13 protein-coding genes are annotated in these 14,485 nt (G+C 42.7%); 6 read left to right on the plus strand and 7 right to left on the minus strand.

Annotated features, from left to right (window positions below; translation table 11 throughout):
• Positions 1–5 precede the first annotated feature (5 nt).
• The 5 genes from IQ230_RS16235 to IQ230_RS16255 all read left to right on the plus strand — a co-directional run bounded on the left by IQ230_RS16235 (position 6) and on the right by IQ230_RS16255 (position 6,625).
• Entirely contained in the window at positions 6–1,679 is a 1,674-nt protein-coding gene (locus tag IQ230_RS16235) for an alpha/beta hydrolase (protein ID WP_193933129.1), read from the plus strand.
• A gap of 179 nt (positions 1,680–1,858) precedes the next feature.
• Positions 1,859–3,271: an Nramp family divalent metal transporter gene (locus tag IQ230_RS16240; RefSeq protein ID WP_193933131.1), complete on the plus strand. Its 1,413-nt coding sequence runs from the start codon at positions 1,859–1,861 to the stop codon at positions 3,269–3,271.
• Between the two features lie 30 nt (positions 3,272–3,301).
• Positions 3,302–4,036: a ZIP family metal transporter gene (locus IQ230_RS16245; RefSeq protein WP_193933133.1), complete on the plus strand. Its 735-nt coding sequence runs from the start codon at positions 3,302–3,304 to the stop codon at positions 4,034–4,036.
• Positions 4,037–4,084: 48 nt separating this feature from the next.
• Positions 4,085–4,945 (plus strand): HAD family hydrolase, encoded by an 861-nt coding sequence (locus IQ230_RS16250; RefSeq protein WP_193933135.1) that lies wholly within the window; start codon positions 4,085–4,087, stop codon positions 4,943–4,945.
• A gap of 48 nt (positions 4,946–4,993) precedes the next feature.
• Positions 4,994–6,625, plus strand: a complete 1,632-nt coding sequence (locus IQ230_RS16255; RefSeq protein WP_322742440.1) for an alpha-amylase family protein — start codon at positions 4,994–4,996, stop codon at positions 6,623–6,625.
• 51 nt (positions 6,626–6,676) lie between these two features.
• On the opposite strand, the gene IQ230_RS16260 is transcribed toward IQ230_RS16255, so the two are convergent.
• From IQ230_RS16260 to IQ230_RS16285, 7 genes are all read right to left on the minus strand, one after another.
• Positions 6,677–8,002, minus strand: a complete 1,326-nt coding sequence (locus IQ230_RS16260; RefSeq protein ID WP_193933137.1) for a DUF2254 domain-containing protein — start codon at positions 8,000–8,002, stop codon at positions 6,677–6,679.
• Positions 7,999–9,018: a mechanosensitive ion channel family protein gene (locus IQ230_RS16265; RefSeq protein WP_228055028.1), complete on the minus strand. Its 1,020-nt coding sequence runs from the start codon at positions 9,016–9,018 to the stop codon at positions 7,999–8,001. Before IQ230_RS16265 ends, IQ230_RS16260 begins: the two co-directional genes overlap by 4 nt.
• 1,043 nt (positions 9,019–10,061) lie before the next feature.
• Complete coding sequence (locus IQ230_RS16270) at positions 10,062–11,315, minus strand: cation:proton antiporter domain-containing protein (protein ID WP_193933139.1); 1,254 nt, start codon at positions 11,313–11,315, stop codon at positions 10,062–10,064.
• 3 nt (positions 11,316–11,318) lie between these two features.
• Complete coding sequence (locus IQ230_RS16275; protein WP_193933141.1) at positions 11,319–11,618, minus strand: hypothetical protein; 300 nt, start codon at positions 11,616–11,618, stop codon at positions 11,319–11,321.
• A 30-nt stretch (positions 11,619–11,648) separates the two neighbouring features.
• Positions 11,649–11,816, minus strand: coding sequence for a hypothetical protein (locus IQ230_RS26775; protein ID WP_228055030.1), 168 nt, complete (start codon positions 11,814–11,816; stop codon positions 11,649–11,651).
• Positions 11,817–11,833: 17 nt separating this feature from the next.
• On the minus strand, positions 11,834–11,980 hold the full coding sequence (locus tag IQ230_RS26780) for a hypothetical protein (RefSeq protein WP_228055032.1): 147 nt from the start codon (positions 11,978–11,980) through the stop codon (positions 11,834–11,836).
• A 207-nt stretch (positions 11,981–12,187) separates the two neighbouring features.
• On the minus strand, positions 12,188–13,114 hold the full coding sequence (locus tag IQ230_RS16285) for a bacteriorhodopsin (protein WP_193933143.1): 927 nt from the start codon (positions 13,112–13,114) through the stop codon (positions 12,188–12,190).
• A gap of 272 nt (positions 13,115–13,386) precedes the next feature.
• On the opposite strand from IQ230_RS16285, the gene IQ230_RS16290 reads away from it, so the two are divergent.
• Positions 13,387–13,980: an SH3 domain-containing protein gene (locus IQ230_RS16290; protein WP_193933145.1), complete on the plus strand. Its 594-nt coding sequence runs from the start codon at positions 13,387–13,389 to the stop codon at positions 13,978–13,980.
• Positions 13,981–14,485 lie beyond the last annotated feature (505 nt).

A 14,485-nucleotide genomic window follows, 5' to 3' on the forward strand; every position in this document is an offset into this window, starting at 1 on the left:
ACATTATGGCTGTATTACAGAAACTTTTGCTCTCTAAGCTGATTAAATCTGTAAGCATTGCACTCTCTTTATTGTTGTTTCCAGTAACGGGAGTTCAAACTGCAGCAGTAGCAGCTGATCGCATTTATGCAACATATGGAGCTTTGGAGAGTTCGATAGAGATTGATAATTTGGTAGAGTTTGCTAAAACGGGTGAAATTGAAGGAGAATTAATCACCTACACCCGCCGACTTAACCCTACACAGTTGGCAAGGCTGAAACGCTTATTAACTGCACAAATCAATCTGAGTTCGGTGGCAATCTCCCAATTTCTTTACTCGCCAATTGGTGAAACTTTGTTACAACGATTGGGACAAATCATTGAAACTGAAGCCGGACAACCAGGATTTTACGCAATTCGAGCAGCCGTAATATTAGCAGCGGCAAAAGAACCACAAGGCTTTACCTTACTCGATGTCTTGCGTGAGTTCCCAACCAACGGCATTCGAGTCGATCTGGTGCAAAGTCTAGAGATGGTAGAGGAATTACAAGCTCTCATCGAACGCACAAACCAAGCGATCGCGCTTATACAAAAAGAATCGACCACCGCTGCTATCAATCAACAACCAGCTAATTTCTCTCAATTACCAGACTTGCGCCAAACAGGAATTTTTAGCTGGAATAAGCGCACGTTAAAACTTTATGACCGCAGTCGCAATCGTGCTTTTGTAACCGATGTTTATATTCCGCAGGCGTCGGGAGCCGCAAGTCAAGGAGAATTATATTTAGCCCCTGTAATCGTTATTTCCCACGGCTTAGGCTCAGACCGCAACACTTTTAAATATCTAGCCCAGCAGTTAGCCAGTTATGGTTTTGTCGTTGCTGTTCCCTCGCATCCAAACAGTAATGCCGAACAATTGCGATCGCTGTTAAATGGTCGTACTAAAACTGTGACACCACCAAGCGAGTTTATTAATCGTCCTCTGGATGTTTCCTATTTACTTGATGTTTTGGCACAACTTGACCGCACCGACACGTCTTTTGCTCTCAATTTGCAACAAGTTGGAGTTGTGGGTCATTCCTTCGGCGGATATACGGCACTAGCTTTAGCAGGTGCTTCGCTAAATTTTGACCAACTCCAACAAGACTGTAAGAATCTAAATAATACTTTTAATTTGTCGCGCTTGCTGCAGTGTCGAACGCTAGAACTACCGCACACTCAATATAATTTGCAGGATAAAAGAATCAAAGCAGCGATCGCCATTAACCCAATTACAAGTAGTGTTTTTGGTCGAGACGGGTTAAGCCAAATTCAAATTCCGGTAACGATTGTAAGTAGTAGTGCAGATAAGGTTGCACCTGCTTTACCCGAACAAATATTGCCCTTTACCTGGCTTACTGCCAAGAACAAATATCTCCTCTTATTCGCTGGTGGAACGCATTTTTCCGCCGCCGATAAATCCGATCCTGATACTGAACCTTTACCTATTCCCGAATCAGTTATTGGTCCAGAACCTGCGTTGGCTCGTCGTTATCTTAGAGCTTGGAGTGTGGCTTTTTTTGAAACTTACATAGCAGGTTCGCAGCAATACCGCCCCTACCTGAGCGCTGACTATGCTCAGGCGATTAGTCAACCACCTCTATCTCTCAGCCTAGTGCAATCCTTACCAGCGAATCAATTAGCTCAACTGATCGAGTAATGTTTGAGTTACGCTCAATCAAAATCAAAGCTTTCAATTTTACTAATGAACTAATAGTTTAGACAGTTCTCTACTAGTTTTCCACTATTAGAGTTTATGCTCAAAGCCAAATTTGTTTTATAGTTAGTTCTGCTGAATTCAGTCAGCCAAAATTGGATTTTTATAACTAAAACTTAATAATGAGTAATCATAGCGATCGCCAGTCATCAATGCAAAATGATACCCAGAAGGAGAATAAAGCAGGAATACCAAAGCCGCCAAAAGGAGGCGATCGCTTCAAGTGGCTCGGTCCGAGCTTTTTGTGGATGCTTTCTGCGGCTGGTTCGGGAGAATTACTATTCACGCCGCGAATTGCTGCTTTATATGGCTACTCTCTGCTGTGGGCGCTACTTGCTGCCGTGATCTTGAAATGGTTCATTAATGGCGAGGTGGGGCGCTTTACAGTTTGTACAGGAGCAACAATTCTCGAAGGCTTCAAGCAACTTCCTGGTCCGAAAAACTGGTCAATTTGGCTAATTTTATTGCCACAAGCGGTGGTAGCAGTTTCTACAGTTGCTGGACTTTCAGGCGCTGCTGCCACAGCACTAGTTTTGATAACTGGGGGAACTGTTCAGGTATGGACAGTGATTATTATCGCTGTTACGGCGGCGATTGTTCTGTTTGGGCAATACAATGTCGTAGAAAAAATCTCCTCTTATGTTGGCATTGCCCGCACAATTGCAGTGGTAGCAGCTGCAATTTTTGTTTTTCCCAGCTTTCGCCAATTAGCAAACGGCATAGTACCGCAAATTCCGCAAAACGTACAGTATCAAGAAATACTACCTTGGCTAGGGTTTATGCTAGCAGGTGCTGCTGGGTTAATGTGGTACTCTTATTGGGTAGAAGCCAGAGGTTATGGTGCTGCTAGCGTTGAAGGTAGAGAAAGATTAGATCCTAAGCAACTCAATCGCGAAGAAAAGAAAAAGCTGCAAGGCTGGATGGGTCTAACTTTAATATCCAATACTTTAGCAGTAGTGGGTGCGCTGTTAGCGGCGCTGTCTTTTCTGATCCTTGGTGGTGAATTGCTGCGTCCGCAGGGACTTGTACCACGAGAAAATCAAGTGGCAGAGACTTTGGGGCGATTGTTAGGCGATATTTGGGGACCTTTTGGCTTTTGGTTTATGATTGCGATCGTGTTTATTACCTTCTGTAGCACCGTTCTTTCTGTAGAAGATGGTTTTGGGCGGATGTTTGCTGATGGCACGCAGATTCTTTTGCAAGGATTTGGGGTACGAGGGCGCTGGACAAATGAAAAGTTCTTGCAGCGCTTCTATATTATTGTGCTACTAGCAGCATTGCCGATCGCCGTTTATCTATTTTTCGGTCAACCTGTGGGCTTATTGCAAACTGCAGGTGCAATTGAAGCTGCCCACATCCCGATTGTGACTGGACTCACCCTCTATCTAAATCATCGGATGTTACCAAAAGAATTGCGACCGTCAAAAATAATTTTTGCTGGAACAGTGATAGCTGGACTCTTCTTCGCTGTATTTGCCATTATTTATTTGCTTCAGTTGCTTGGATTTATTGGGACGGGAAGCTCATCGGGCTGAAGCCTATTATTTCGTGTTGGGAGCAGCCTTGTGAAAGAGTACCTAATCGCTCTAGCTTTGTCCGCCTTACCCGCAATTGGTAACTTTATTGGAGGTTTGATTGCAGAGTACTATCGCGTCTCAACACGCCTTTTGAGTCTGGCATTGCATGGCGCGGGCGGCATTGTGTTAGCAGTGGTAGGAGTAGAATTGATGCCTCAGATCCTGCAAGCTAACCCTCCTTGGGTCGTCATTTTGTGCTTTTTCGCGGGTGGTGCTTTCTTTGTTGCTTTAGACCAAGCAATTCATCTGGTACAAACTCGTTTAGGAAAAGCTCAAGGTAATACAGCAGCTTGGGCAATCTTCTTCGGTGTTGCTGTAGATCTATTTAGCGACGGCTTAATGATCGGTACTGGTTCTACAATTGCGCTGAGTTTAGGAACCTTACTAGCTCTCGGTCAAGTCAGCGCTGACATTCCTGAAGGGTTTGCCACTATTGCTACCTTCAAGCGCCAAGGAATTTCCCGCCGCAACCGTCAGCTATTATCTGCATCCTTCTTCTTCCCAATCTTTTTGGGGACAACCATTGGCTACTGGGCAGTTCGAGGTCAGTCTCTATTGCTTCAACTAGGGCTGCTTGCCTTTACTGCTGGCATCCTCACCACAGTAGTCGTAGAAGAAATGATTCCCGAAGCGCACGAACATAGCCAAGATACGTACTTGGACACTCTTATATTTCTGGGTGGATTCTCACTTTTCGCTCTAGTTTCCGTTTATTTTAGCTAAGTTAATCATTTGAATACAAGCAGCTAACTTCTACATAAGGCGATCGCAATGACTTTATCTACCAAACCTTTCTCTAACCGTATTGCAGTTGTTTTTGACTTTGACGACACCCTTGTACCGGATACCGTCGATAGTTTATTAGAAAGTCTGGATATTGACGCTTTGAAGTTTCGCCAAGAACGAATTCAGCCTTTAGTTGAAAGCGGTTGGGATAAGATTCTAGCGCGATTCTATGCTCTGATTGAGGAATCAAAACGCCAAGGCAACCGGATTACCAAGGAATATATTGCTGGTTTTGGCGAACAGTTACAGCCGTTTGATGGCGTGACTCAAATGTTTGATCGCCTGCGACAAAGCGCCTACCAAATTAATCCTGAAGTAGAAGTTGAATTTTACCTAATTACTTGCGGCATGGTAGAAATTGCTCGTTGTAATTGCATTGCGCCTCATTTTAAAGGCATGTGGGGGTGTGAGTTCTCTTATGGCGAAGATGGTGGGATTGAGTTTTTGAAAAAGATTGTTACCCATACTGAGAAAACCCGCTATCTCTTTCAAATAGCAAAAGGAATTGAGCATCATCAAGATGACGGGAAATCTTTTGTTTATCGAGACGTAGCGACTGAGGAACTTTATATTCCACTGACACAGACAATCTATGTTGGCGATGGCGAGTCAGATATTCCCTGCTTTTCGTTACTCAATCAAGAACAGGGTACGGCGATCGCGCTTTATAAAAATCAGACACCAAAAGAATGGGGACGAGAGTTAGACCTAACTCAAAGCCAACGGGTTGCAAATCTCACACCCGTCGATTACAGCGAAAATTCTGAACTTATGCGATCGCTAACGCTAGCTGTAGAGAGTATATGCAAACAAATTTCTCTACGTCAACTGAGCGTTGGTGAGTAATCGAACACTTAAGATTTTGCACTTCATACTTTGTAAGAGGTTGGGAAAGTGGATGCAATAAAAAAATTGTGGTATAAAAACGCGATTGTTTATTCCCTAGACGTCGAAACTTTCATGGACTCTGACGGTGATGGAATTGGTGACTTTCAGGGGCTGACTAAGTGCTTAGATCATTTATCGGGAATTGGAATTACCTGTCTGTGGCTATTGCCGTTTTATCCCTCTCCCAACCGCGACAACGGGTATGACGTGATGGATTATTACAATGTCGATCCCAGACTAGGAACGCTAGGTGATTTTGTTGAGTTCATGCACCAAGCACGAGAACGAGGAATTCGAGTTATAGTCGATCTTGTCGTCAACCATACCTCTATCCAACATCCTTGGTTTCAAGCAGCGCGAAAAGATAAACATTCTAAGTATCGCGATTTTTATGTATGGTCGGAAAATCCGCCTAAATTTGAGCCAAAACTGCTGATGTTTCCTAATGTGGAAGATAGCATTTGGGAGTACGATGCACAGGCAGGAGCATACTACTTACACCATTTCTACAAAGAACAGCCAGATTTGAATATTTCTAACCCTGCTGTGAGAGAAGAAATCTGCAAAATTATGGGTTTCTGGCTGGAACTTGGCGTGTCTGGTTTTCGGATCGATGCTGCTCCTTTTTTAATTAAGGGAATTGGCATCAAAAGTGCAGATCGGGAAGATTTACAAGGTTTCCTATCCGAGATGCGAGAGTTTGTCTCTTCGCGTCGGGGTGATGCGGTGCTATTAGCGGAAGCAAATGTCCCACCAGAGCAAATTTCTGCCTACTTTGGTAAGGGAGACAAAATGCATATGCTGTTCAATTTTCTGCTGAATCAGTATATGTTCCTGGCGTTGGCACGTAGAGAAGCTTGCATACTACAAGATGGACTGAAAACTCTTCCCGATTTACCTGGTATTTGCCAGTGGCTTAACTTTGTGCGTCACCATGACGAATTAGCACTCGATCGCCTCAGTCAAACTCAACAAGAAGAAGTCTTTCAAGCTTTTGCCCCTGATGAAAATATGCGGATTTATGAGCATGGGATTCGCCGTCGCTTACCACCGATGATGAATGGCGAACGCCGTCGGATAGAATTAGTCTACAGTTTGATGTTTAGCTTACCTGGTACGCCTTTACTGCGCTACGGTGAAGAGATTGGCATGGGTGAAGACTTATCGCTACCTGGTAGAAATAGCGTCCGTACGCCGATGCAATGGAGCGATGCACCCAACGGTGGTTTCTCTAATGCTCCTGCTAATGCTCTTGTGCGATCGGTGATTGCAGAAGGAGAGTACGGGTATCAGCGAGTGAATGTTGCTACTGAGCAGCGCGATCCCAACTCATTAATCAATTGGATGGAGCGCCTCATTCGTACCCGCAAGCAATGCCAAGAGTTAGGCATAGGTTCGTGGCAGATTTTAGAAACAGACGAACCATGTGTCTTCGCCCACTGCTGCGAGTCGCAACGAGCAGTGGTTGTGTTGCATAACTTAGCGGACAGAGCGTGTAGTGTAACGCTTAAATTGCAGGATGACAAATGTTTGATTGATGTATTTGGCGATCGCCAGTACGAACCCCTAAACAATGATTCTGGTTCTATTCCTCTAGAAGCATATGGCTATCGTTGGTTTTGGATGAACCAGATGTAGCAATACTCAAATTGATGGGTTGCCATTGAGTGAGCCATCGCTCCTCGTCATCTAAAGTACTTTTATCACTGCTTGATATCGCTTTTCAATATCTTTTTTATCTAATTCTTGAGAAACGCTATTGCAACTATCATGCTTAATCATTTCGGCATGACGGCGCAGTGCTGCAAGGTTTCTGGGGTTTTTGGTACGAAGAGCAATGGTTGCGATCGCTTCCAGTAAACGAACAGTCACAGCAACGTCCGAGGTACTATACTGTCGAATTTGGTTAAAGGCAGCATCAGTTAGCCCTGCAAACGTCACTGGTTGGGCAATGACGCGCAGGTTGTCTTTGTCATCGTAGCGGTAGGGAGAGGGGAAATCTCGCCCTGCAAGGCGCGACAATCCGGCACTTAATCGGTCAATACACCGAATGGCAGTAAATGGATCGTTGACGGCGGGAGAAATCGCACGTAGAGCAATTTCAACTAATTGATGAATCGGAAACTCTACATCCTGTTGCTCGGTGCGTTCTTTACCCAGAATAAAAGCATCTCGAAGCTCTTTGATAAGTTTTTGGTTGACCTGTTCCTTAGGATAGACCATGACTAACTCGCTACCCTGGACGACGAACTTGCCTGGTCGAAATTCTAAACGCACTAGCAACTCATTCTCAGAGGCAATCTGCATTAGCTTGTCATCGTCAATCGCTTGTAAATAACCGCTACTATTTGCCTTAATCGGGTATGCATCTACATCAAAATTTGTGGGGATTTCTACCACTCGCTGCCCAATTTGAGACAAGCTTTTTCCGATTTTTTCGGGAAATAATCGCTCTATAGCACGGTCGAGATCGGTACTAACCTCTGAGATCACGTGTGATGCTTGAATGATAGTGGAGGCGTGATGAATAAAATAGATCAGCAAACTGATGCTTGCGATCGCGAGTATTAAAGCGACTGTCACCGACATCTGCGGCACAAAGAAAGTGTAATCGTCTCCTTCTCCCCTGACTGTCCGCAGAACAAGCAAGCAGTAGATAAATGTACCAATAAATGTTCCTAGTACAACTTGATTACCAACATCCTGCATAAAGTTACGCAGTAAGCGGGGACCAAAATTAGAAGCGGCTAGTTGCAAAGCCACTATTGTAATTGAAAAGGCAGTACCCGCAACAGTAATGACAGAACCAGCAATGGCTGAAAGTACTGCTCTGGCTCCATCTGTCCCGCCTGTATACATCCAGCCCCACTTTTCTAGGGGACCATAATATCCTGCTCGGTCAAGTGTCAATATTGTCAAAGCCAAGGCGATCGCGATTACTACAATAACTGCTGGCAAGAACAAGTAGCTCGATTGGAGTGAGTTCCAGAATTTAGCAATTTTGACGTTTTTCATTTGCCATCGTCCGCAGTTAGATTTTGGTTGCTGCTATCACCGTTTTTTGAGGCTCGAATTTCAGCTAACCGCTTGAGAGAATCGCTAATACTACGTGATTTCGGTACTTCTTGATTGCCAGCAGGCCATCCTTCACGCTGACGATTGCGATCTCCATCTGTCTCTTCAGTTTGGTCGTGAAATAGGATTTGGCGTGTTGGGAAGGGTAGATCAATACCATGAGCAGTCAGCTTATTCTTGATTGCTGCTAAAACTTTATCTCTTGCATCAAGACTATCTGCCCGCCGAGGCGGTTTTATCCACCACCGGACACGAATATTCACGGTACTTTCAGCTAGCTCCATTACCAGCACGTCAGCAGCGGGGTCTTTCAAGACTTCATCTACGCTATGGACTGCCTCAAGCATCAACCGCTTTGCCTCTTTGATGTCGTCGCTGTACCCAATACCGACATCATATTCCAAACGGCGGTTCTCAAAGGCGGTATTAACTGTAACCGAATTCGTAAATAGTTCGGAGTTAGGAATAACAATTCGACGACCATCGTAGGTTCTAATTGTCGTAGCGCGCGTTTCGATGTTTTCTACCGTTCCTTCAAAGCCTTTAAAGACAATTTGATCTTCAATTTTGAATGGTTCAGTCAAAAGAATCAGAATTCCAGCTAAGAAGTTTTGCAGAATGTCGCGGAACGCAAAACCAATTGCTACACCACTAATACCGAGTAGCTGTACTAAATCTCCGGCTCTAAATGTGGGGACAACAATTGATAGTGCAACAAATAAGCCTAGGAGAATTACAGTTCCCTGAGCTAATCGCCCTAACACCATACCTAAATTTCGTGCTTGCCGATGCCTACGAGTGAGGCGTTTTACTAATAACTTCAACCAGCGAGCAGCAAAGAAAAATAGAATAAAAACAATAAGTGCCAAGACGATGTTTGGCAGCATGACAATAAAGCTGTTGATTAGTCCTCCAATTTTGTCCCATGCTGCTGTTATTGCTGCCTGAATATTCATAGCTGTTTATCCTAATACCTAAATTTAGATTTTGCATCTTAGAGTTTGGACTAGCAATGCCTCACCTTCAATAGTGTAAATTTATACATATTAGAATAGTATTATCACTTATAAAATAATCATTTTAATGAGATAATGCAAAGTTAAAATCTACCTTGAGTAAGGAAAAACTACTTCTGATAAACTCTAACTTTGAAAGTGCGAGAGATAGCCACCAGCAAGATTAGCTAAAACATATTTTAACTAGATGAAGGAAGCGGATTAATACTGTAATTTTTTTGTAATACTAAGGCTATTCTCAATCTGAAGTGGAGAAAAACCTAAAAGCATGAAGCTGACCGTCCCATTTTCACAACTTTGGTATAGTAATATTTAGATACAAAAAGGTATGTTTTTAGACATTGCTAATGTGAAAAATCTGCTCTGTAGAATTATAAAGCAGCCTGCTAGCGCTGTAATTTTAGGTCGTCCTAAACGAGTAAAAACGTAAGTCTAGAGAAAACCACATCAGAGCTAATCTGATTTACCTACGCTACTAAACGACTCGACTTGTGAAGAATGGAATTGATAGCAAAACTTCAAATACAAAGCTTGTAGCAAGCAATTTGTTCAGTACAATCGCAGTAAAAAAGTGAATTGATTAGCTCAGCATTATACTGTCTTTAAATAGTAAAGTGCGTTGCGCGATCGCGTTTACAATTTAGCTCCTGTTGAAAAGCTTTTCTAAACCGTAACTACGACGTACAACGCCAGTAATTGATTGAATTAAGAGATGAGTTATGAACTACAGTTAAGTAGATTTAACTGCCTTTGTCTTAAAGTTAGCCCTAGATAGTGGAAAAGTCGGGGAGATTTAAGTAAAAATTTCAAAAAATGAGTTGTGCAATTCAGCTAGCCGCAGCAACTTACTGAGTACTTAAATGAACTTTATTTGCAAATCTTTTTGCTCTTCAGTAGTTAAGAAGATGAATAGTTAACAATATTGATAGGTTAGAGTTGCAGTACGTGCTATTTGAATAAAATATGTACTTTGCAATTATTATTTATCCACTTTCACGATTGACCTGCTGATTTTGATTATATCTACCATAGAGTTTAGTTAAAGAAGTTGAAGTTAAGCCGTGGGCAATTAACGAGGCGCAAATGACTAAGCTAGTAACAGTCCAAACTGCTTCTACCCCAGTTTTGTGTAGAGACAAACCAGCGTAGTAAAGTGCAGCTACACCGATTGGACCAAACCAACCCATAAACAGCACATCTGGAGTATTTTTGAGTGGTTTTATTAATCGATGGAGCAATAGAATTGCTGGAAGTCGGCGCAGTAGTAATACTGATAATACTAATATGAGTCCTTTCCATCCCAACGCCCACCATTGCTGCCAAGGAAGGACTAAGCCAAGCAGAATAAAAATTGGTAAGGTAAAAAAGCGGTTAATTGCCTCTTGTACGTTCTCCTCCTCTGCTTTCTCGTCACCCCTTACCACATCGCTAAAAATTAGTCCAGCGACAAATACTGCCAAAATTCCATCAGTACCAATCAGCTTGGCAGCACCTAGCACTGTGATACTAAGAGCAATAGTGTATCCGAGAAAAGATTTACTTTCAATGGTATGTTTATTTTCAGCCCATTCTAAAAGACGACCAGCCAAATAACCTAAAAGTGCGCCAAACAAGATTGCTGCCCCGACTTCCCACAGTAAGATGCGAGTGAACCAGTGAGAAATAGCTTCTGTAGGAGATCGCTGCAACATGAGAATTGCCAATAGAACAAAGGGATAACCTAAACCATCATTCCAACCCGATTCAGCCGAAAGGATATAACGCAAGCGTCCAGGTAAATTTTCTCTAGCTACTACACCTGTAACAATTGAGGAGGCGGCAATTGGATCGGTAGGTGTAATTGCTGCTCCTGCTAGCATTGCCTCCCAGAAAGGTAGATTCAAGATCAAATAAACCAACACCCCGCTACACAACCACATCAACAACATGACTGGTAGTAGAAGTACCAAAAGCGATCGCGCCTTGCGAAAAGCATAGTTTTTGGGCAATCTTAGGGCTACTCCCATCAACCCAATAGCCAAAGTCAAGCGGGCTGCTTGCTCAATTAGCGTCTCCTGAGCAACTCCCCAGCGGTCGGGGTGAAGCAATCCAAAAACGGTTGGACCTAGCAGTATTCCACATACAAGCGCTGTTAGCGGTTCTGATGTCCACCAAGTCCGTCTAAACAAATCAGATACTAGCCCAATTAACAGAACTAACCCACCAACAGCTACTAATGCAATATTTAGTTCGTTCATGGATTAGCTACCTAATTTAATTAAGCAACTTGATCGTGGTTTATAACAGGGTTGGTCAGGTAAGTTTGCTATTAGTAAACCATGACCTATGAGTGAAAATTCCATTGAGAGTCCGGCTGCTAGTCCAGACCAAGCAAGGGTGGAAACTGAACGACGTAACTCACTCTCAAGCCAAATAGCTTTGCAAACAACAATAGTGCTAGAACGGAAGCGTTCGGTAATTTCTCTTTCTTCGCGATCGCTGACTTGTTCCGCTTGAGGAGGTAATTCTTTTGGTTCACTGGCTTTATCTCGATATCTCATTAAATAGCCTTCCAATAAAATTCAAAATATTTACTGTTCTAATTCCTGGCGAGATAGCACCTGAATCTCGTGACGTAAAGTTTTAATTTCAGCGTGTAGTTCTGCTATAGATTTAGCCCCAGCAATTTCAGCTTCGTCATTATCAGCATCGCGACCGATAAAAAATGTAGCGATCGCTGCTGTCAAGTAACTAAACATTGCAAAAGCATATAGTGCTAGGAAAAAGCAAAGCACCACCCTTCTGGAGTTTGGAGCCAATATTCCGAACCAATTGTGGTTATTAGCATTGCTGTCCACCAAAGTGCCGCTCCGTAGTCATTCAAACCGCACCCATCAGGAGTATTACTTTCAAACGCATACATTCCTGCGGCTCCAACTAAGGTAACGCTCAGTATTGTTGCTACAACATAGCCGAAGCCGCGACGACCTTTTGTTCATTCAAACTACACTATTACAGGCATTTGTGGTGCAGCCTGCTCAATTTGAGCCATTAAAGCTCTCAAGTTTTTACATCTGAAAACGATTTCAGCGGTGAAGCAATACGACTCGCGATCGCACTTGTTAGATTACTATCGTCGCGAAGTGGCAACTGCCGGTTCGTACTCCAGAGCCTCGCTGTGCTTGCGGGCAATGTAGCTGAGAATGGCTCCGTAGATCACCTTAGTGGTAATATCTGCGACAGTATAGATAATTTGCCGTGCCACCACACCCCAAGCTGAAAACGAAATTACTGGCATTAGGTAGGCAATGGGGTAAAGCGTCCAAGTGACTAGAATATACCAGAAAACATTTCGCATCGCCTTCGGAAGGTTGTCCGGTTGTTTGGGTAAATTGTCTGCTGACTTGTTAATCATTTGCCCAATCACAAACAGGACATAGATGTAAAATACTGTACTAATTGCACCCCAGATCCAAAATGGAATAGGATTCGTCACCTCATAAAACTGTCCGATGTATCCTGTGTAGATCATCAACAGCCCACCAATAATAAACTGAGTGCCGTAGGAGAAAGCTTGCTTGCGTGTTAAACCCAAGATGACGACTAACTGCAGTAACAGCATCGGCACGTCAATCGACCAGTTCATATAGCGAAAGCCATTCGAGAAAGCATCATTAGTCGGTCGCCACAAACCATCTGTATAGACAAATGCAGACCGCCAATCTTGTGATAGTTGAAGTAGCTCTAAAAATGCCGAAACCATGACAACCGCTGACAGCGAAGACGATAACCGATAGCGGGGAGCGATGTTGTTGCTTGTTGTTATAAAATATACAAATCCTGCTGCTTGTGCTGCATATCCTAGCGTTAAAACATGTCCGACAATGCCATGTTGAAATGGCGTGTAAGTTAGTAAGTTCTCAAAATTAATTCCTGCAGATGTTTGGATCGCATCAGGCGGAAGCGGACTTTGAGCTTGAGCGAGGATTGGCGCGGCTATAGCAACTAACACGCTCGACACTACTGCCAAAGAAATTAGCTTTTTGAGATAGCGCATTCTCGGTCTCCCACTAGTAATTTGAGCTTAATTTAAGTCAGAACTCATCTTTATAGATGAAATGCAGTACAGGTTGACATATTTAAAACAAAAAAGTGGAAAACTAGGGGAGAAGACAAAATAGTTATCTTTTCCACGGAATCTGCACTTTTTTTCATCAAACTTTTAAATACATGTAAAGTGGGTAAAAATATGCATAAAGTCACAACTGAGAATTTTTGCAGCCTACACGAATCAAAAATCTTCGATTGTCAGATTGCATAATAGTCATTATGAAACAAACAATTACCTGGAAAAACTATCCAGCATTGACAATATCATTTTTATCAACAGTAGCTCTGACTACATCCATTCTTACTGTAAATGCAGTTGAACCTCTGGCTAGTAAATCTCTGATCGTAAAAAAGACACTAGCTTCTCCGACTGAATTTGAAATAGCGCAACGCTCGGATAGTTGCTATCAGGTGATTGCTAAAAGTGGGTTGTATGTGCGAGAAGAACCTACAGTTTATAGCAGCGCAGTTGGTATCATTGCCTACGGTCGTAATATCGAAGTTGCAGGCGGTATTACAAACAACTGGGTTCCTATTTCTGCTCCCTTGAAGGGATTTGTTTATGCAGATTGGATCGGTCGCTGTCAAGCAGCGTCTCCACCACCTAGTAATTGCCGTCAAGTCATTACTGAAGGAGGAATTCCTGCACGACAAAAACCTTCTAGCGAGAGTGAAATTATTGGTTACATATCTAGTGGTCGAAGAGTGATACTAACAGGTCAAGGAACAAATGGTTGGGTTCCTATTTCAGTTCCTTTTAAAGGGTATGTATCATCAGACCAGCTAGTATACTGTCGCAATTTCCCTAGTTAGCTTGAGTCGAGAATATAGCGCAATCGTGGCAATTGATGCTAGAGAAGCTGAACAAAAGAGTATGCAAGTAATTAAACGAGTAGCGTACATTACTCAGAAGAGAACTTCAAAAAATACTGAAGAAACGACTGTTATAGCTGTAAAGTATGAGGTCAATGTAATTTAATTGCCATTTAACAGGTCAAAGGAAGGAACATAATTTACTCACCGAAAAGACGTATTAACCAGCGTTAAAATCGCAAAAATAGTCGAACTTAATCTTTATTTAAGGATAGAAGTTAAACAACAGTAAACTACTGTCACGATCGCATTTTATTTGCTAATTAGCAGAAAATTTTGTTGAAATAAAAAACAAGTTTTATGTAGATTAGCGTGACATACAGCCTATTGCAAGTTTATGAGGTACAGTAAGAGGAGTACACAAATGAAGTCTAATGAAACCGTACTCGCTCGACTTGCGAGAAAAAATAGTTAAGGCATACACACAAGGTGACACCTCAATCAG

The sequence above is a fragment of the Gloeocapsopsis crepidinum LEGE 06123 genome (genome assembly GCF_015207655.1).
Lineage (GTDB): Bacteria > Cyanobacteriota > Cyanobacteriia > Cyanobacteriales > Chroococcidiopsidaceae > Gloeocapsopsis > Gloeocapsopsis crepidinum.

Bases quoted from the DNA above. Each gene is read 5' to 3' on its own strand.
- IQ230_RS16270 (WP_193933139.1), bottom strand. From the start codon at position 11,315: ATGAACGAACTAAATATTGCATTAGTAGCTGTTGGTGGGTTAGTTCTG.
- IQ230_RS16235 (WP_193933129.1), top strand. From the start codon at position 6: ATGGCTGTATTACAGAAACTTTTGCTCTCTAAGCTGATTAAATCTGTA.
- IQ230_RS16265 (WP_228055028.1), bottom strand. From the start codon at position 9,018: ATGAATATTCAGGCAGCAATAACAGCAGCATGGGACAAAATTGGAGGA.
- IQ230_RS16275 (WP_193933141.1), bottom strand. From the start codon at position 11,618: ATGAGATATCGAGATAAAGCCAGTGAACCAAAAGAATTACCTCCTCAA.
- IQ230_RS26780 (WP_228055032.1), bottom strand. From the start codon at position 11,980: ATGTATGCGTTTGAAAGTAATACTCCTGATGGGTGCGGTTTGAATGAC.
- IQ230_RS26775 (WP_228055030.1), bottom strand. From the start codon at position 11,816: ATGTTTAGTTACTTGACAGCAGCGATCGCTACATTTTTTATCGGTCGC.
- IQ230_RS16240 (WP_193933131.1), top strand. From the start codon at position 1,859: ATGAGTAATCATAGCGATCGCCAGTCATCAATGCAAAATGATACCCAG.
- IQ230_RS16250 (WP_193933135.1), top strand. From the start codon at position 4,085: ATGACTTTATCTACCAAACCTTTCTCTAACCGTATTGCAGTTGTTTTT.
- IQ230_RS16285 (WP_193933143.1), bottom strand. From the start codon at position 13,114: ATGCGCTATCTCAAAAAGCTAATTTCTTTGGCAGTAGTGTCGAGCGTG.
- IQ230_RS16290 (WP_193933145.1), top strand. From the start codon at position 13,387: ATGAAACAAACAATTACCTGGAAAAACTATCCAGCATTGACAATATCA.
- IQ230_RS16260 (WP_193933137.1), bottom strand. From the start codon at position 8,002: ATGAAAAACGTCAAAATTGCTAAATTCTGGAACTCACTCCAATCGAGC.